This is a genomic window from Gordonia sp. 852002-51296_SCH5728562-b, from assembly GCF_001665475.1.
Taxonomy (GTDB): Bacteria; Actinomycetota; Actinomycetes; order Mycobacteriales; family Mycobacteriaceae; genus Gordonia; species Gordonia sputi.
In genome coordinates, this window is the sequence record NZ_LZMI01000043.1 from 89,388 (window position 1) to 106,452 (window position 17,065).

Consider the following 17,065-nt stretch of genomic DNA (forward strand, 5'->3'; position numbering starts at 1 on the left):
CGCAGAGGAGCCCAGCACTGTGAGCGGAATCCTGGACGGAAAGACCGTCCTCATCACCGGCATCATCACCGACGCGTCGATCGCGTTCAGCACGGCAAAGGTCGCGCAGGAGCAGGGTGCGAAGGTGATCATCACCGGCATCCCCGAACGACTGCGGCTGATCGACCGCATCGCCAAGCGACTTCCGCAGGAGGTGCCGCCCGCGATTCCGCTCGACGTCACCGACGAGCAGAGCCTCGGCGAGCTCGCCGACAAGGTGCGCGAACTCGCGCCTGAGGGTGTCGACGGCCTCGTCCACTCGATCGCGTTCGCGCCGAAGACGCTGATGGGCCCCGACGCCGTGCCCTTCCTCGACGGTCCTGGTCCCGACGTCGCGAAGTCGTTCGAGATCTCGGCATGGAGTTACGCCTCGCTCGCTCGCGCGGCGCTGCCCGTGATGAACGAGGGCGGATCGATCGTCGGCATGGACTTCGACCCGCGCACGGCACTGCCGGACTACAACTGGATGGGCGTGGCCAAGGCCGCACTCGAGTCGGTCAACCGCTACGTGGCACGCGAAGTGGGTTACGCGAAGAAGATCCGCTCGAACCTCGTCGCCGCGGGTCCGATCAAAACCCTTGCAGCCAAGGCTATTTCGGGTACGGCAACCGACGATGCCAAGAAGCTCACCATGCTCAACACCTACTGGGACGGCGCGTCGCCCATCGGTTGGGACGTCAACGACCCGGTCGTGGTCGGCAAGAGCGTGTGCACCCTGCTCAGCGACTGGCTGCCCGGCACTACCGGCTCGATCGTGTACGTCGACGGCGGAGCCAGCCACAACACCTGGTTCCCGGAGAACTTCCTCAGCGAGTGACATCGCAGAGCTCGAGCACGCAGAACAGCACGGCATTCGACGCCGTGCTGTTCCTCTCGTTCGGCGGACCCAACGGGCCCGACGAGGTGATGCCGTTTCTCGAGAACGTCACGCGCGGTCGAGGCATCCCGCGCGAGCGACTGGAGGCCGTCGCCGAGCACTATCACCACTTTGGTGGGGTGTCGCCGATCAACCGGCTCAATCTCGACATGATCGAGTCGTTGCGTGCCGAGCTCGCGCGACGGGGGCGCGACCTTCCGGTCTACTTCGGAAACCGCAACTGGGAGCCGATGGTCGAGGACACCGTCGAGCAGATGTACGCCGACGGTCACCGGCGTGTGCTCGTGTTCCCGACCTCCGCCTGGGGTGGCTACTCGGGATGCCGCCAGTACCACGAGGACATCGCCCGTGCCCTCGACGCTCTCGCCGAACGCGTCGCCGATTCCGCCGACGACCCGTTGTTGCTCCGCAAACTTCCGCAGTACTGGGCCGAGCCTTCTTTCGTCGACGCCGGCGCAGATGCCGTGCGACGCGCTGTGTCTGCGCTGCCCGCTTCGGATACGCCGGCTCATCTCGTCTTCACCGCGCACTCCGTACCGATGACTGCCGACGCGGCGTCGGGGCCGGTCGACGAGACCGCCGAACGCACCGGCGACACCACGAACGGCGAGGGTATCGCGGCCGGCGGTGGTCGGCTGTACTCACGGCAGGTGCGCGCGGCGTCGAACGCCGTGGCCGAGGCGGTCGGGGGCCCTGCACCGTCAGATGTCGATCAGGTCTGGCAGTCGAGGTCGGGCCCACCGCAGATCCCGTGGCTCGAGCCCGACATCTGCGACCACCTCGAATCTCTCTCCGCGGCAGGCATATCCAGAGTGGTGGTGAGTCCCATTGGATTCATCTCCGACCACCTCGAGGTGGTGTGGGACCTCGACAACGAGGCCGCGGAAGTCGCCGAGAAACTCGGGATGGAATACGTGCGTGCCGACAGCGTGGGCACCGATCCACGCTTCATCACGCTGATCGCCGATCTCATCGACCGGTATGCCGACGGCGGCGGTGATCTGCGGGCTCTCGGGTGCGCCGACAATGGCGCGACGTGCCGCCCGAACTGTTGCGTCCCCGCGCGCCGACCGCAGCGCGCTTAGCGATCAGGGCGAGACGGCCACGAGTCGCTGAGTTCAGGGGATCGTCGGCACGTATTCCGAGATCACCCGGTTCACCGCTGCGCCGCGTGCGGCGCGGGCAAGCGAGACCAGTCGACGCAATTCGCCGTCGCCGGAGAGCAATTCGTTCGACGTTGCGCCGAACGTGACGTCACCTCGACCGGCGACGGTGACGATGGCCTCGATCTGCGCGGCCGTATCGATCACTCTGCTGGCGCGGGCGTCGTCGTGGGGCGGGAGGTCGACCTGATTGCGCAGCGTCAGCGCGCGGACGGAGCCACGGAGATCGGCGGGCGGGTTGCCTGCACGCGATCCGACTCTGGTCGCCAGGGCTGCTGCCTCCGAGACCGATTGCCGCAGTTGATATTCCACTTCTCCGACGGGCGCGGACGGATCTGCGGGCAGCGGTCCGGCGTAGCGGTGGACAGACCAGCGGCAGACGTCGGCGTCGAGGTGGGGGACGAGCGCAAGGGGACCGGCGCGCTCTCCGATCTCATCGTCGACCAGCAACACTTCACCCGCTGCGAAAGACGCAGACGTGGCAGGTCCCGGGGGCAGGCCGTGCGGGTCGCCCGCCGACGGCAGGCGCACCGACATCGCCGTGGCATCACGGAGGAGAGCGAGGAGTCCGAGAACGCCGTCGTCGCCGACGCGTGGGTGGTCGGTGTGGTCATCGACCACATGGCGGTCGGCGAAGATCGCAAGCGTGTCGGCCACATCGTCGGGTGAGCATCGGCCCGCCAGCCACGCCGCGGCCCAGCCACCGAGCGCGCATGCGGGCCACGCTCGCGTCACGGTGTGGTCGGTACTGGTCACGAGGAATCACGATACCGATGGCTGCTCACGCGCGCTGCGCGCACCGACCCCACGCGCGTAGCGCGCATCGACTCCGACACGTCCGCGGCATGCCCGGCGTGGCGACACGTGGCGGGTCCGGTCTGCCCCTAGCGTGTCCGGGATGAGCGACGATCGATATGGACGAGACGTGCTGGCGACGCCGCGGCGGGCCAAGCCGCGACCACCCGAGGTGGCGGCCCAACGTGACCTGGTTGTCGAGGATGCCGCAACCGGCTTCTGCGGTGCCGTCATCGGACTGGAGAAGAGCTACTCCGGCGATCTCGTGCGACTCGAGGATCGTCACGGACAGTCGCGCGTGTTCCTGATGCTGCCGGGTGCGTTTCTCATCGACGGCAAACCGGTGACGCTCGTGCGCCCACGGACCCGCGGGCCGCAGGCCCCGTCACGCACCGCGTCCGGATCGCGGGCGCTGCCGCAACAACGTGCGCGGCAAGCCAGGGCGAGTCGACTCTTCGTCGAGGGTGTTCACGACGCCACGCTCATCGAGCGTGTATGGGGCGCCGACCTCCGCGCCGAAGGCGTCGTCGTGGAGAGCCTCGACGGACTCGACAATCTCGAAACCGCGCTGTCGGAGTTCGGGCCGGCACCGCATCGACGCGTCGGTGTCCTCGTCGACCACCTCGTCGCTGGCTCCAAAGAAGAACGGCTGACGGCAGAAGTCGGTGACAACGTGCTGGTGTGCGGACATCCCTACATCGACGTCTGGCAGGCGGTGAAACCGTCGTCGGTACGCATCGCCGCGTGGCCCGATGTCCCGCGCGGCGAAGACTGGAAAACCGGCATCTGCGCCCGCCTGCGGTGGGGAACTCCGCAGGATGGTTGGCGTCGAGTCCTGGCCGGCGTCAACGACTTTCGCGATCTCGAGGTCCCGTTGCTGCGGTCGGTGGAAGAGCTGATCGACTTCGTGACACTCGCGCCTGACGACGACTGATCGGACTACGCAGTTCTGCTCGACGTCCGGTTTGTCGGATTCGTTCTGGCACAATGAATATATGAGCGCACTGATCTGGCTTGCCGCCGCGGTCGTGCTGCTGATCGGAGAGATCTTCAGTGGCGATCTCGTCCTTCTCATGCTCGGCGGCGGGGCTCTTGCGACCGCGGGAGTCGACGCCGCGTTCGACCCGCCGATATGGGTCGACGGCGTGGTCTTCGCCGTGGTGTCGATCCTCCTCGTGGCTCTGGTACGGCCGATTGCCAAGCGCCACATGTTGAGTCGCCCACGGGTGCTGACCAATACCGAGGCGCTCGAGGGCAAGCGCGGCGTCGTGACCGAGCAGGTCGACGGCAGCGACGGCCGGGTCAAGATCGGCGGCGAGATCTGGTCGGCGCGCTCGATGGATCCGGCCGAGACCATCGAGCCGGGCGAGCACGTGACAATCGTGCAGATCGACGGCGCGACCGCCGTCGTCTGGAGAGGGTGAGTTCCATGGAATACATTGGCCTGGCTGTAGTGATCCTCCTGGTTCTCTTCGTCGTGGTGGTCCTCGCGAAATCGGTGGCGCTCATCCCGCAGGCCGAAGCAGCGGTGATCGAGCGGCTCGGTCGCTACACGCGGACCGTCTCAGGTCAGCTGACGCTCCTGCTGCCGTTCATCGACCGGATCCGAGCACGGGTCGACATCCGTGAACGTGTCGTGTCGTTTCCTCCGCAGCCGGTGATCACCGAGGACAACCTGACCCTCTCCATCGACACGGTCGTGTACTTCCAGGTCACCAATCCCCGCTCGGCGGTGTATGAAATCGATGACTACATCGCGGGTGTCGAGCAGCTGACCATCACCACGTTGCGCAACGTCGTCGGCGGCATGACGTTGGAGGAGACGCTGACCTCGCGCGACTCGATCAACGGGCAGTTGCGCGGGGTTCTCGACGAGGCGACCGGCAGGTGGGGTCTGCGGGTGGCCCGTGTCGAGCTGAAGTCGATCATGCCGCCACCGTCGATCCAGGAGTCGATGGAGAAGCAGATGAAGGCCGACCGGGAGAAGCGCGCGACAATCCTCGCGGCAGAGGGCCAGCGCGAGTCGGCGATCAAGACGGCAGAGGGCAACAAGCAGAGCCAGATCCTCGCGGCGGAAGGCGCCAAGCAAGCGGCGATCCTCGGCGCCGAGGCTGATCGCCAGTCGCGCATTCTGCGTGCCCAGGGCGATCGCGCGGCGGTCTACCTGCAGGCGCAGGGCGAGGCGAAGGCCATCGAGAAGACTTTCGCGGCGGTGAAGTCGAGCAAGCCGACGCCCGAGGTTCTCGCCTATCAATATCTGCAGCAGATTCCGGAGATGGCCAAGGGCGAGGCGAACAAGGTCTGGGTGCTGCCCACCGATTTCGGGTCGGCGCTGCAGGGATTCGCTCGGTCATTCGCTCAGCAGGGCGATGACGGCGTGTTCCGGTACGAGCCCAACCATGACGAATCGGCCCCGGAGGTCGACGACGCCGAGACCGAGGACTGGTTCTCCCTCGCATCAGACCCCAAGGTCGCGCAGGCGGTTGCGGAGGCCGAGGCCGTTGCGCGTACGCCCGTCGCCCCCGAGGTGAGCACACGGCCCGCGCGATCGTCGCTGCCCTACGCCGCCGCGCAACCCGCCGCGGGCGAGTTGGCCGACGCCGCGTCTCCTGCAGCGCAGGCAGACGACGACGCGTCGCGCACCGAGTGAGGTCTACGCAGCTGTCGACTGCTCGCGTACCGGTAGTCGGACGTCGACGATCAGCCCGATGACGCCGACGGCGAAGAACGTGGCGCTCAAGAGCATCAGCATCGGATTGCGTTCGCCGGTCAGGGCGTTGCCGAGCAGGACCACCGCGACGGTGCCCGGCGCCGAGGCGACGATCGTTGCGACCAGATAGGGGAGCAGTCGCACCGACGAGAGTCCGGCGCACCAGTTCAGCAGCCAGAACGGACAGATCGGGATCAACCGCAACGATCCGATCGCCAACCACCCGCGCGCAGCAAGCCTCCTGTCGATCGTCATGACGACCGGACGGCGTAGGAACGGCGTGACCCGGTCACGCCCTGCCCACCGCGCGAGGAGAAATCCGAGCGTGGCGGCCACCGCCGTCGCGACCAGTGCACCGGCAAGACCCACGACTGGTCCGAACAGCACGCCCGCGGACACCGTGAACACGGTCCGGGGGATGGGAAACACGGTCAGCAGCGCGTACGCGAGGAAGAAGACCCAGACGAACCCTGGCCCCAGGTCTTGGCCCCAACTACGCACACTTGCGACCGTCGGGACGGGGACCAGGTACGACACCAACAGGACAATGCAGCCCGCGACGAATGCGATGACCGCGTTTCGGATGACCCGTCTGCGTGCCACACGGTCCCCGACCTGACGTGGAGGCGTCGGGGTCGCGGTCTCGGAAGGCACCGGGTAACTCTACTCGTCATCTCATGTGCGAACTGCTTCCGTGGAGCACTTACTCGACCGAGCGAACGATCGGCTAAGGTTCGGTTACGCGCCCAACAGGAGCATCACGGAGGTTAGCCAGACCACATGAATGATCAGCCTGTGCAGTCAGACCTTGCAGCACTCGACGAGGCCTACCAACGGTGGTCGGAGTCGGCGGCTGCAGTACTAGCCAAGTCGCGGCGGGTTGACGTCGCCGACCTTCCCGATGCTCCAGAAGCCCTGCTGTCGACCTCGACGGCCGATGGCCTCACGGTTCGGCCGCTCTACACCCGCAAGGACGAAACCCCCGAGCCCGGCCTGCCTGGGGCGTTTCCCTACGTTCGTGGTGCGGATCCCGCGCGCGACGTGACGGCCGGGTGGCGAGTCACCGAGCGGTTCGGCGACGATCCGGCCGTCGGCGCGGCGGCGGTCAACACCGAGATCCTCGAGGCCATGAACAACGGCACCAGCGGCCTGTGGATCGCGGTCGGTGGGGCAGTGTCGGCTGACGACCTCGCCACGGTGCTCGACGGCGTCTACCTCGATCTCGCGCCGGTGACACTCGACGTCGGGGAAAACGGGATCGCTGCGGCAGAGGCGTTCGCCGCGATCCGTGCAGGTGCGCCCGAGCCACCTGTGACCATTGCGCCCACAGTTGGCACGACCCATTCGCTGGGACTCTCGCCGCTGACGGCGGCATTCAGCGGCCGACCGACCGTCGACGCCGCAGAGGCGACTGCGCTAGCCGTCGCGAATCCCGATCCCGCCCTACGGACGTTCCGCGTCGACGGTGCCGACTTCGCGACCGCCGGTGCCGACAACGGGCTCGAGATCGCGCTCGTCGTGGGCGCGGCCCTCACACATCTGCGTGATCTCACCGACGCCGGGTTGTCTCCGGCGCAGGCGTTGACCCAGGTGTCGTTCGGTGTGTCGGTCGACGATGACCAGTTCGCATCCATCGCGAAACTGCGTGCGCTGCGCAAGATCTGGGCGCGTGTCGCCGGTGTCCTCGACGCGCCGGAGGTCGGTGGTGCGCTCACCCACGCGGTCACCGCGCTCTCGATGTACTCGCAGCGAGACCCCTGGGTGAACATGCTGCGCAGCACGGTTGCTGCTTTCGGTGCGGGTGTCGGCGGAGCCAACCAGGTGAGCGTCCTGCCCTACGATGCCGCGCTGCCGGCGTCGAAGCGCACGTCGGGGCCGACGTTCACCCGACGCATCGCCCGCAACACCCAGCTGCTACTCCTCGAGGAATCCAACGTCGGCCGCGTCCTCGACCCCGCAGGCGGTTCGTGGTTTGTCGAAAGCCTCACCGACGACCTCGCATCCAACGCGTGGGCGGTCTTCACCGACATCGAGGCCGCCGGTGGCTACCGGGCCGCGCTCTCGTCGGGGTGGGTCGCCGACCGTATCGGCGAATCGCTGGCTCGACGCGACGTCGAGGTGGCGCATCGTCGTAAGCCGGTCACCGGGGTCAGTGAATTCCCCAACCTCGACGAGAAGCCGCTCGGCCAGGACACTGCCGACACGACCGGCCTCGCTACCGGAGGTCCGCGGCTCGCACGGGTCGGGCGCGCATTCGAGGCATTGCGCGATCGATCCGACGCCGTCCTCGCCGATACCGGACGACGCCCGACGGTACTGCTGCTGCCGCTCGGGAGCGTCGCAGAACACAACGGACGTACCACTTTCGTGGCGAATCTCCTTGCCGCAGGCGGAATCGCGGTCATCAACCCCGGACCGGTGACCGCCGACGACATCGCCGACCTCGCAACCGCGGCCGACACCCCGATTGCGGTCATCTGCGGAACTAAACAGCGATACGCCGACGACGGGCCCGCCGCGCTGGCGGCGGCACGTGCGGCCGGACTCGGCACCGTGCTCCTCGCCGGACCCGAAAGAGAATGGCCTGCAACGGAATCCGACGGTCAGGCGAAGCCCGACGGCTCGCTGCGTGTCGGCATCGACGCGGTCGCCACCCTGCAGGATCTTTTTGACACGCTGACCACATCGACCCCGGTCGGGGCGGATACCTCGGGAGCCTCGGCATGACTGATACGCACCAGGCGGGCACACAGCAGACGGGAACGATCGGGAGTTTCGCCGACGTCGACCTCGACGGCGCAGGCGATTTCGCCGCCACCGCAGCATCGTCGGATGCCGCCGACGCGATCGATGCGCTCGCCTCGGCGAACGGCTATTCGACCGAGCAGGTCGTCTGGAGCACACCCGAGCAGATCGACGTCAAGCCCATCTACACGCGCGCCGACCGTGACGCCGTCACCCGCGACGCCGAGCACCCCTATCCGCTCGACTCGATCCCCGGCGCCGCCCCCTTCATCCGCGGTCCATACCCGACGATGTATGTGAACCAGCCGTGGACAATTCGTCAGTACGCGGGCTTCTCGACGGCTGCGGAGTCGAACGCCTTCTACCGACGCAATCTGGCGGCCGGGCAGAAGGGCCTGTCGGTCGCCTTCGATCTCGCAACCCACCGCGGCTACGACTCCGACCATCCGCGCGTCGCAGGTGACGTCGGTATGGCGGGCGTCGCGATCGACTCGATCCTCGACATGCGTCAGCTCTTCGACGGTATCGACCTGGGCGCCGTCTCGGTGTCGATGACGATGAACGGCGCCGTGTTGCCCATCCTGGCGTTGTATGTCGTTGCCGCCGAAGAGCAGGGCGTGCCGCCCGAGAAGCTGGCCGGGACCATCCAGAACGACATACTCAAAGAGTTCATGGTCCGCAACACCTACATCTATCCGCCCAAGCCCTCCATGCGGATCATCTCCGACATCTTTGCCTACACCAGCGCGAAGATGCCGAAGTTCAACTCGATATCGATCTCCGGCTATCACATCCAGGAGGCCGGAGCGACCGCCGATCTCGAGCTGGCCTACACGCTCGCCGACGGCGTCGAGTACATCCGCGCCGGTATTGAGGCGGGCCTCGACATCGACAAGTTCGCCCCCCGACTTTCCTTCTTCTGGGGTATCGGCATGAACTTCTTCATGGAGGTCGCCAAGCTCCGTGCCGCACGGCTGCTGTGGAGTGAACTGGTCGCACAGTTCAGCCCGAAGAACCCGAAATCGCTGTCGCTGCGCACACATTCGCAGACGTCCGGATGGTCACTGACGGCGCAGGACGTCTTCAACAACGTGGCACGCACCTGCGTCGAGGCAATGGCTGCGACGCAGGGGCACACGCAGTCGCTGCACACCAACGCGCTCGATGAGGCCATCGCTCTGCCGACCGACTTCTCGGCAAGAATCGCCCGCAACACGCAGCTACTGCTCCAACAGGAGTCGGGCACCACGCGTCCCATCGATCCGTGGGCGGGGTCGAACTACGTCGAGTGGCTCACCGCGCAACTCGCCGAGAAGGCTCGTCGCCACATTGCGGAGGTCGAGGAGACCGGCGGCATGACGCAGGCCATCAACGAGGGTTTGCCGAAACTCCGCATCGAGGAGGCTGCCGCCCGCACCCAGGCGCGCATCGACTCGGGCCAGCAACCACTCATCGGCGTGAACAAGTACCGAGTCGACGACGACGAAGAGATCGAGGTTCTCAAGGTCGAGAACTCCAAGGTGCGGGCCGAACAACTCGAGAAGCTCGAAAGGCTTCGGGCACAACGTGATCAGGCGGCCGTCGATGCGGCACTGGCCGATCTCACCCGCGCCGCCGCGTCGACCGACACCTCGGGTGGCCTGGACAACAACCTGATGGCGCTTGCGATCGAGGCGGCACGTCATCAGGCGACAGTCGGCGAGATCTCGGCCGCGCTGGAAAAGGTCTATGGTCGCCACCAGGCGCAGATCAAGACCATCAGCGGGGTGTACCGGCATGAGGCAGGCGACGTGAGCAACATCGACGCGGCGACCGACATCGTTCGACGTTTCGCGGAGGCGGAGGGTCGACGACCCCGCGTGCTCGTGGCGAAAATGGGTCAGGACGGCCACGATCGCGGCCAGAAGGTGATCGCGACCGCATTCGCCGACCTCGGATTCGACGTCGACGTCGGCCCACTGTTCGCCACGCCGGAGGAGGTCGCCGCGCAGGCGGCCGACAACGACGTCCACGTCGTCGGGGTGTCATCGTTGGCAGCCGGTCACCTCACGCTGGTACCGGCACTGCGTCAGGCGCTGGCTGACGTCGGCCGCGAGGACATCATGATCGTCGTCGGCGGCGTCATCCCACCGGGTGATTTCGACGAGCTCTACGAGGCAGGCGCCGCGGCGATCTTCCCGCCCGGCAGCGTGATCGCCGATTCCGCCGTCGAGTTGATCTCCAAGCTCGCAGACAGTCTCGAGATCGAGTTGCCAGAGGTGGCTGCCGGTTAATGGGTGTGCAACGTCGGGTTGATGTTCAGGCGCTGACCGACGGTGTGCTCGGTGATCGCCGCGCCGATCTCGCGAGGGCGATCACCCTGGTCGAGTCGACGCGACCGGATCACCGTGCGGCGGCTCAGGAGTTGCTGTTGGCGCTCACCCCGCATGCCGGAAAGTCGTTTCGCGTGGGGATCACCGGCGTGCCCGGCGTCGGCAAGTCGACGACGATCGAAGCGCTCGGGATGCATCTGATCGAGCAGGGTCACCGCGTGGCGGTGCTGGCTGTCGACCCGTCGTCGACGCGCACGGGTGGTTCGATACTCGGCGACAAGACACGCATGGGCACCCTGGCCGTGCATCCCGACGCCTACATCCGGCCGTCTCCGACGTCGGGCACGCTCGGTGGCGTCGCGAAGGCAACCCGCGAGAGCATCGTGCTCGTCGAGGCCGCCGGGTTCGACGTGGTGCTCGTCGAAACGGTTGGCGTCGGTCAGTCGGAGGTGACCGTCGCCAACATGGTCGACACGTTCACGTTCCTCACCCTCGCGCGGACCGGCGATTCACTGCAGGGCATCAAAAAGGGTGTGCTCGAGCTTGCCGACGTCATCGTCGTGAACAAGGCAGACGGCTCGCATCTCACCGAGGCCAAAGGTGCTGCGCGCGAACTGAAGAATGCGCTGAAGCTGATCTATCCACACGACGCGCTGTGGGTGCCGCCCGTCCTGACGATGAGCGCGCTCGAGAACACCGGCGTCGACGACTTCTGGCGGGCCGTCGAGCGCCATCATTCCGTGCTGGTCGACGCAGGCGAGTTCGACGCCAGGCGCAGCCGCCAGCAGATCGACTGGACATGGACGATGGTGCGCGACGAGTTGCTCAGCCGTCTGGCCGCCAGCCCCGAGGTCGCCGGGATCCGCGGCGACGTCGAAGCGCGTGTCGGCTCCGGCGACCTGACGCCTGCCCTGGCTGCCCAGGAAATCCTCGCCTCCTTCGATCGTCGGTGACCGACGGGGCACCGACCGTGAGACCCCGATGGCCTGCTAGGTTGCTTAGGGTCGCCTAATGTCGGGCGCCGTGTCTGTAAGGAAGGCGGTCTCATGCGTTCTCTGGCCAGGATCCCGCGGCGTCGTTTCGCCGTGATGCTTGGGTCGGTGGTATCGATACTCCTGGCGGTGGTGATCGGGTTGGTGCCCACACTCACCGCGACTCCCGCCGCGGCAGCGCCCGCCAAGGCAGGCACCGTACTCAGCGCTGAAGACATCACGGACAGGCCCGACGCGAAAGTGGCGGGAGCGGGCAAAGTCGTTGCCGTTACCTACCTTTCGCCGCAGAGTGACGGCACGCTCGTGCCCGTGCGTGCCACGATCATGATTCCCGCCGTCGCCGCACCGAAGGATGGCTATCGCGTACTGGCTTACGGTCATGGCACCGCGGGGCTCGGCGACGACTGCACCGTCACCGATCGCATGGGGCATCAGGGGCGCTACGACTCCTGGCTTGGTCCGTGGCTCAAGAAGGGCTACGTCATCGCGGCGACCGAGTACGCAGGTATCGGCGGCCCCGGCGTGCACGCCTACCTCGACGGCGACGTCGCCGGGAAGAACATCCTCGATTCCGTTCGCGCGGCGCGTGTGGTGACCCCACAGTTCGCCGGCGCGCAGACGTCGAAGGGCTTTGTGTCCACGGGCGGTTCGCAGGGTGGACACGCTGCGCTGTGGGCCGGTCACCTCACGCCGTCGTACGCGCCCGAGCTGACCAATGTCGGTGTCGCCGCGACCTCACCGCCCGTCGACATCGCCGACTACTTCTCGGCGATCCGACCGGGCGTTCCCCCGGTCGAGGTGCCTGACTACGTCACCTACTTCTCGTATGTGCTCGCAGGACTCAAGGTCGCGCGTCCCGATGTGGACGTCGATTCGTACCTGACCCCGCGGGGGCGCAAGGTTGTGAAGGATGCCCAGACGCTGTGCTACCCGAATCAGGGTCGCGCGACAAAGGGCATGACCGTCGGGCAACTCGTTGCGAAGCCATTCAACGAGGGGCCGCTGATCCCGGCTTTGCGTTCGGTGACCTACGTGCCCGAAAAGGGTTACCCCGCACCGATTCTGCTCCAGCAGGGCGCACTCGATCCGGTGGCGTTCGCGCCACTGACGACGCAGTGGGTCGATCGCGCGAAGGCCAACGGCGTCGATGTCGATCTTCGCACCTACCAGGCGGGCCACGGCGTCGGCGTCTACGCCGAGACCAACGCGCTGGCCTGGTCTGAAAAGCAACGCTGGCCGACGGCCTGATACCACAAGAACTGCGTCCCGCTCACCGATTGCTCGGTGAGCGGGACGCAGTCGTTATGGGGTGTTCTCCCTGGAACTGGCGCCGTGAGAACTTGGCTGACTCAGAACTTGGCAGCCACGGGGTCGAGAGTGTTGATCACGAATCCGACCGACGGTGCGCTGGGCACGCTGAAGGCGGGCTGCGTCTTGTCGTCGAGGAACACCACGGTGCCCTTCTTGACCGCGGGGAGCGACGACCAACCCGGAACGCGTTCTGCGACAGCAGGGTCGCCGCCCGGCGTGTAGACCACGAGTAGATCCGAGTCGAGCAGGTCGATTCGCTCGGCAGAGATCAGTGAGCGCGTCGAACCCTCCTTGTGCTCGGCGGCGACCTTCGGGTTCAGGGTGAATCCGAGCTGGGCGATCAGCCCTGCGGCGGCGTCGTCGGTGGTGTTGATAGCGCCGACCTGACCGGTCGGGCCAACCTGTGCGAAGGTGAACGTCTTGCCAACGGCCGCAGGGTACTTTGCCTTGAAGTCAGCGATCTTCTTGTTCGTCGAGTCGACGAGTTCGGATGCCTGCTGCTGCTTGCCGAAGATCTGCCCGGTGGTGGTGGTGATCTTCTCCCAGGTGTCGACCGTCGCACCCTTGGTCAGGACGGGAATGGTCGGTGCGATCTCGGACAGCTTGTCGTAGCGACTCTTGTCGCCGACGTAGCCCGCCAGGATCAGATCCGGCTGGTACTTGGCAATCTCGCCGACGCTGACCTGCGAGATGTCTGCGACCTGCACCACCTCGGAGTCGTGCTTCGGAGTCCACTCGAAGCTCGGGGTGCCCTGCGGAACGAACTCAGCGGTGATCGGGATATTCAGCGCCGCAAGGGTGTCGGTCCAGTCGGTGAGCAAGCTGACGACCTTGGTCGGCTTCTTGTCGATCTTGGTGCTGCCGTACTCGTGGTCGATCGTCACGGGGGCGAACGATTCCGAGGACGACGACGATGCGTCGTCTTCTGAGGACGAGCAAGCGGCCAGGAAACCGATGAGTCCTGCTGTCAGCAGAACCGCGAGTGCCCGCGTCGCGCGCGTTTTCTTCACTTCAATCCAATCGTCGGTGTCGGTTATGTCAGTTTCGGACGGTACATCGCACATCACATGTCCAACGTCGCACCTCCGTCGACACGAAGGTCGTGCATGGTGATGTGGCGTGCGGCGCTCGACGCGAGGAACACCACTGTCGAGGCGACATCTTCGGGACTTGCTATGCGTCCCAACGGTATTCCGAGTCGATACGCGTCCGGATCTCCGGCCAGTACCCGGTCTCGATCAGCGTCGTCGGTCCACATGCCCCGCAGCATCGGCGTGTCGGTGGAACCGGGGGAGACGATGTTGACGCGGACACCGTATGGCGCGACCCGGAGTCCGAGGCTGCGTGCGTACGACGTCGCGGCGGCTTTCGATGCGGCGTATGCCGCCAGTCCCGATCGCGGTGTGGCTCCGGCGTTGCTCGAGACGACCACGACGGATCCGCTTCGTCGCGCGGTGAGGTCGTCGAGTGAGACGTCGAGCAGATTGCGCACCCCGCCCGCGTTCACGGCCATGCAGGTATCCCAGTCGTCGGCCATCACGCCCGCGGCCGAGACGACGATGTCGACGGGGCCCGCCTGCGTCGCCGCCTTCCATGCATCGCCGACCGCCTGCCGATCGGTGACGTCGACACTACGAATACCGGTGTCGTGCATCAGATCCCACGCGTCAACCGATGCCCCATGCGCGCGTAGCAACGCGGCGACGGCTGCCCCGATACCCCCCGCGGCACCGGTGACCACCGCACGCGTTCCCGCGAGCGAGCCGGGTTCAGGTAGGACGGGTTCAGGGAAGGCGGGCTCAGGCAGGTCAGGATCAGGCAGGTCAGGATCAGGCATGGCTGCGCGCCCCGCGCGCGGGGGTGTCCGATTCTGACGTTGCGCCTTTCCGCAGCGCCTCGACAACGTCGTCGGTGGTGAGGACCCGGCCCGCACGCTTGCCGACGTACTCGCACGCCATCGTGTGTTCGTCACGGGTGAAGTCGGCGACGGCGTCGGCAACGAAGAACGGTTCGACGTCCATCATGAACGCCTCCGTGGCGCTGATCATGCAGCCCATGTGGGCATACACGCCGATCACGATGAGCTGATCACGCCCGTGGCGTGCCAGCAGGTGTCTCAGATCGGTGCGCTGGAATCCGGAGTACCGCCACTTGGTGACGGTGATGTCGCCGCTGCGCGGCGCCAGTGCGGGGATGATGTTCTCGTCGCGGCCGGAATCTAGTCCACGGCCCCAGAAATCGGCGAGGATTCCTCGACGTGAGGGATGCTGGTCGCCGGGCTGGGCCGTGTAGACGACCGGTATGCCCGCGGCGGTGGCGGCCGCGCGGATGGCGACCATGTTCGGGAGCGCGGTAGCCATCGGTTCGGCCTGCGTGGCGTAGGCGTCGATGAAGTAGTTCTGCATGTCGTGGATCAGCAGTGCGGCGCGCGAGGGTTCCAACTTCCAGTCGACGCGCTGCGGGAACGGTCCGTCGGGAATCTGGTACGGGGTGATCGTCGGGATAGCCACGCCATTAGGGTAGCCTCACCTTTATGCTCGTGTCTCCATGGCCCCCGGAACTGGAAGCGAAATATCGAGCCGACGGACTGTGGGTGGGGGAGACGTTCGACGACGTCCTGCGCTCTCGTGCCGCCGACCCGGCGTCCGCCGACCATACCGCTGTCGTCGACATCCACCGAAGGCTCAGTTACGCGGAGCTGGACGATCGCGTCGGCCGGGTCGCGGCGGGCATGGTCGAACTCGGTATCGCACCCGATGGCCGAGTGTTGGTCCAGATCCCGAACCGGGTCTGCTACGTCGAAGCCGTTTTTGCGCTGTTCCGACTCCGTGCGATTCCGGTTTTCACCCTTCCCGCTCATCGAGCGGGCGAACTCGTGGGTATCGCGCGCGCTGCCGGCGCCACCACAATCATCTCGCCACGCGAGGACTCGGGGTTCGACTATCGCGGACTCGCCGACACCATTGCGGCACAGGTTGATTCGATCACCCGGTGGATCGACGCCGACGACCTCGACGCCTTGTCTACGGAACCAATCGAGCACGACCGCGCGAACCCCGCCGAGCTCGCCTTCCTACAGCTCTCGGGTGGAAGTACGGGCATCCCCAAGCTCATTCCGCGCACACATGACGACTACCTCTACAGCGTGCGTCGCAGTAACGAACTCTGCGGAGTCACCGCCGACACGGTCTATCTCGCGACGCTGCCCGTCGCACACAACTTCCCGATGAGTTCGCCAGGCATTCTCGGCGCGATGTGTGCCGGCGGGACGATCGCCCTCACCGCGTCGCCCGCGCCGTCCGTCGCATGGGAGATGGTGGCGCGCGAGGGCGTGACGATGACCGGCCTCGTGCCGCCCCTTGCGCGGCTGTGGACCGAAACCGCCGAGGCCGGAACATCTTTCGACCTCTCGTCTCTCGACGTCATCCAGGTAGGAGGTGCGCGCTGCCCGGACGAACTCGCACGCCGCATCGGCCCGGCACTCGGCGTGCGCTTGCAGCAGGTGTTCGGCATGGCTGAGGGCCTGGTCTGCTACACGCGACTCGACGACCCGATCGACGTGATCACCACGACGCAGGGCCGTCCGATGTCGGCCGACGACCAGATCAGACTCGTCGACGAGGACGGCGTCGACGTCGGTTCCGGGCCGGGCTTTCTGGAGACGCAGGGGCCGTACACGATTCGTTCGTATTGGCAGAACGCGAGTGCGTCGTCATTCGCGTCCGACGGCTGGTACCGCACGGGCGACGTCGTCGAGCTGACGGCGGACGGCAACGTCGTGGTGCGGGGTCGTGGCGGCGATCGTGTCAATCGCGGTGGCGAGAAGGTGTCTGCCGAGCAACTCGAAGAACAGTTGCTGACACACCCTGCGGTGCGCGACGCCATCGTGGTGGCGGTAGCCGACCCCTATCTCGGTGAGCGCACCTGCGCCTATCTGATCCCCGACGACGCCGACAATCCGCCGAATCTCGCTGGTATCCGACGCTTTGTCCGCGAGAACGGCCTCGCCGAGTGGAAGCTCCCCGACGTCGTCAAGATCATCGACGAGTTCCCCGAGACCGGCGTCGGCAAGGTGAGCCGCAAGAAGCTTCGCGAGATCCTCGCGGGCTGAACCTTCTGAC

General features: G+C 66.3%; 15 protein-coding genes. 10 read left to right on the forward strand and 5 right to left on the reverse strand.

The features are described 5' to 3' along the window. Positions 1-19 precede the first annotated feature (19 nt). Together inhA and A5766_RS08280 are read left to right on the forward strand one after the other, a co-directional pair. Positions 20-856 (forward strand): NADH-dependent enoyl-ACP reductase InhA, encoded by an 837-nt coding sequence (gene inhA, locus A5766_RS08275; RefSeq protein WP_005202835.1) that lies wholly within the window; start codon positions 20-22, stop codon positions 854-856. Beyond that, a complete protein-coding gene (locus tag A5766_RS08280; protein WP_064904215.1) occupies positions 853-2,001 on the forward strand; it encodes a ferrochelatase in 1,149 nt (382 codons plus the stop codon). Before inhA ends, A5766_RS08280 begins: the two co-directional genes overlap by 4 nt. A 33-nt stretch (positions 2,002-2,034) precedes the next feature. Here the strand turns inward: A5766_RS08280 and A5766_RS08285 are convergent, their stop codons facing one another. After that, positions 2,035-2,835, reverse strand: a complete 801-nt coding sequence (locus A5766_RS08285; protein ID WP_039854497.1) for a hypothetical protein — start codon at positions 2,833-2,835, stop codon at positions 2,035-2,037. 142 nt (positions 2,836-2,977) lie between these two features. Here A5766_RS08285 and A5766_RS08290 point away from each other — a divergent pair, with 142 nt between their 5' ends. From A5766_RS08290 to A5766_RS08300, 3 genes are all read left to right on the forward strand, one after another. Then, positions 2,978-3,808 carry a DUF3097 domain-containing protein gene (locus A5766_RS08290; RefSeq protein WP_039854499.1) on the forward strand — a complete coding sequence of 277 codons (831 nt, stop codon included), beginning with the start codon at positions 2,978-2,980 and terminating at the stop codon, positions 3,806-3,808. A 61-nt stretch (positions 3,809-3,869) separates the two neighbouring features. Then, a complete protein-coding gene (locus A5766_RS08295; protein ID WP_005202845.1) occupies positions 3,870-4,298 on the forward strand; it encodes an NfeD family protein in 429 nt (142 codons plus the stop codon). A 5-nt stretch (positions 4,299-4,303) separates the two neighbouring features. Beyond that, positions 4,304-5,524 carry an SPFH domain-containing protein gene (locus tag A5766_RS08300; protein ID WP_005202847.1) on the forward strand — a complete coding sequence of 407 codons (1,221 nt, stop codon included), beginning with the start codon at positions 4,304-4,306 and terminating at the stop codon, positions 5,522-5,524. A gap of 3 nt (positions 5,525-5,527) precedes the next feature. On the opposite strand, the gene A5766_RS08305 is transcribed toward A5766_RS08300, so the two are convergent. Next, on the reverse strand, positions 5,528-6,238 hold the full coding sequence (locus A5766_RS08305; protein WP_005202850.1) for a TVP38/TMEM64 family protein: 711 nt from the start codon (positions 6,236-6,238) through the stop codon (positions 5,528-5,530). Positions 6,239-6,364: 126 nt separating this feature from the next. Between A5766_RS08305 and A5766_RS08310 the strand changes: the two genes are divergently transcribed. From A5766_RS08310 to A5766_RS08325, 4 genes are all read left to right on the forward strand, one after another. Continuing rightward, the gene (locus A5766_RS08310) at positions 6,365-8,311 is read left to right on the forward strand and encodes a methylmalonyl-CoA mutase family protein (protein WP_064904216.1); all 1,947 of its coding nucleotides are present in this window, start codon (positions 6,365-6,367) and stop codon (positions 8,309-8,311) included. After that, positions 8,308-10,602, forward strand: coding sequence for a methylmalonyl-CoA mutase (scpA, locus tag A5766_RS08315; RefSeq protein WP_005202853.1), 2,295 nt, complete (start codon positions 8,308-8,310; stop codon positions 10,600-10,602). Before A5766_RS08310 ends, scpA begins: the two co-directional genes overlap by 4 nt. Next, on the forward strand, positions 10,602-11,594 hold the full coding sequence (gene meaB, locus A5766_RS08320; protein WP_005202855.1) for a methylmalonyl Co-A mutase-associated GTPase MeaB: 993 nt from the start codon (positions 10,602-10,604) through the stop codon (positions 11,592-11,594). Before scpA ends, meaB begins: the two co-directional genes overlap by 1 nt. A gap of 93 nt (positions 11,595-11,687) precedes the next feature. Then, the gene (locus A5766_RS08325) at positions 11,688-12,881 is read left to right on the forward strand and encodes a lipase family protein (protein ID WP_005202856.1); all 1,194 of its coding nucleotides are present in this window, start codon (positions 11,688-11,690) and stop codon (positions 12,879-12,881) included. A 101-nt stretch (positions 12,882-12,982) separates the two neighbouring features. Here A5766_RS08325 and A5766_RS08330 read toward each other — a convergent pair whose 3' ends face one another. The 3 genes from A5766_RS08330 to A5766_RS08340 are packed head-to-tail and all read right to left on the reverse strand — an operon-like array spanning position 12,983 to position 15,454. Further along, positions 12,983-13,954, reverse strand: a complete 972-nt coding sequence (locus A5766_RS08330) for an iron-siderophore ABC transporter substrate-binding protein (protein ID WP_039854583.1) — start codon at positions 13,952-13,954, stop codon at positions 12,983-12,985. Between the two features lie 53 nt (positions 13,955-14,007). Beyond that, positions 14,008-14,781: a 2,3-dihydro-2,3-dihydroxybenzoate dehydrogenase gene (locus A5766_RS08335; RefSeq protein WP_005202862.1), complete on the reverse strand. Its 774-nt coding sequence runs from the start codon at positions 14,779-14,781 to the stop codon at positions 14,008-14,010. Next, positions 14,774-15,454: an isochorismatase family protein gene (locus A5766_RS08340; RefSeq protein WP_005202863.1), complete on the reverse strand. Its 681-nt coding sequence runs from the start codon at positions 15,452-15,454 to the stop codon at positions 14,774-14,776. Before A5766_RS08340 ends, A5766_RS08335 begins: the two co-directional genes overlap by 8 nt. Before the next feature lie 23 nt (positions 15,455-15,477). On the opposite strand from A5766_RS08340, the gene A5766_RS08345 reads away from it, so the two are divergent. Beyond that, positions 15,478-17,055 carry a (2,3-dihydroxybenzoyl)adenylate synthase gene (locus A5766_RS08345; protein ID WP_064904218.1) on the forward strand — a complete coding sequence of 526 codons (1,578 nt, stop codon included), beginning with the start codon at positions 15,478-15,480 and terminating at the stop codon, positions 17,053-17,055. Positions 17,056-17,065 lie beyond the last annotated feature (10 nt).

Coding starts and splice junctions, on each gene's coding strand:
- A5766_RS08290 (WP_039854499.1), top strand. CDS start 2,978: ATGAGCGACGATCGATATGGACGAGACGTGCTGGCGACGCCGCGGCGG.
- A5766_RS08295 (WP_005202845.1), top strand. CDS start 3,870: ATGAGCGCACTGATCTGGCTTGCCGCCGCGGTCGTGCTGCTGATCGGA.
- A5766_RS08300 (WP_005202847.1), top strand. CDS start 4,304: ATGGAATACATTGGCCTGGCTGTAGTGATCCTCCTGGTTCTCTTCGTC.
- A5766_RS08310 (WP_064904216.1), top strand. CDS start 6,365: ATGAATGATCAGCCTGTGCAGTCAGACCTTGCAGCACTCGACGAGGCC.
- scpA (WP_005202853.1), top strand. CDS start 8,308: ATGACTGATACGCACCAGGCGGGCACACAGCAGACGGGAACGATCGGG.
- meaB (WP_005202855.1), top strand. CDS start 10,602: ATGGGTGTGCAACGTCGGGTTGATGTTCAGGCGCTGACCGACGGTGTG.
- A5766_RS08325 (WP_005202856.1), top strand. CDS start 11,688: ATGCGTTCTCTGGCCAGGATCCCGCGGCGTCGTTTCGCCGTGATGCTT.
- A5766_RS08335 (WP_005202862.1), bottom strand. CDS start 14,781: ATGCCTGATCCTGACCTGCCTGATCCTGACCTGCCTGAGCCCGCCTTC.
- A5766_RS08345 (WP_064904218.1), top strand. CDS start 15,478: ATGCTCGTGTCTCCATGGCCCCCGGAACTGGAAGCGAAATATCGAGCC.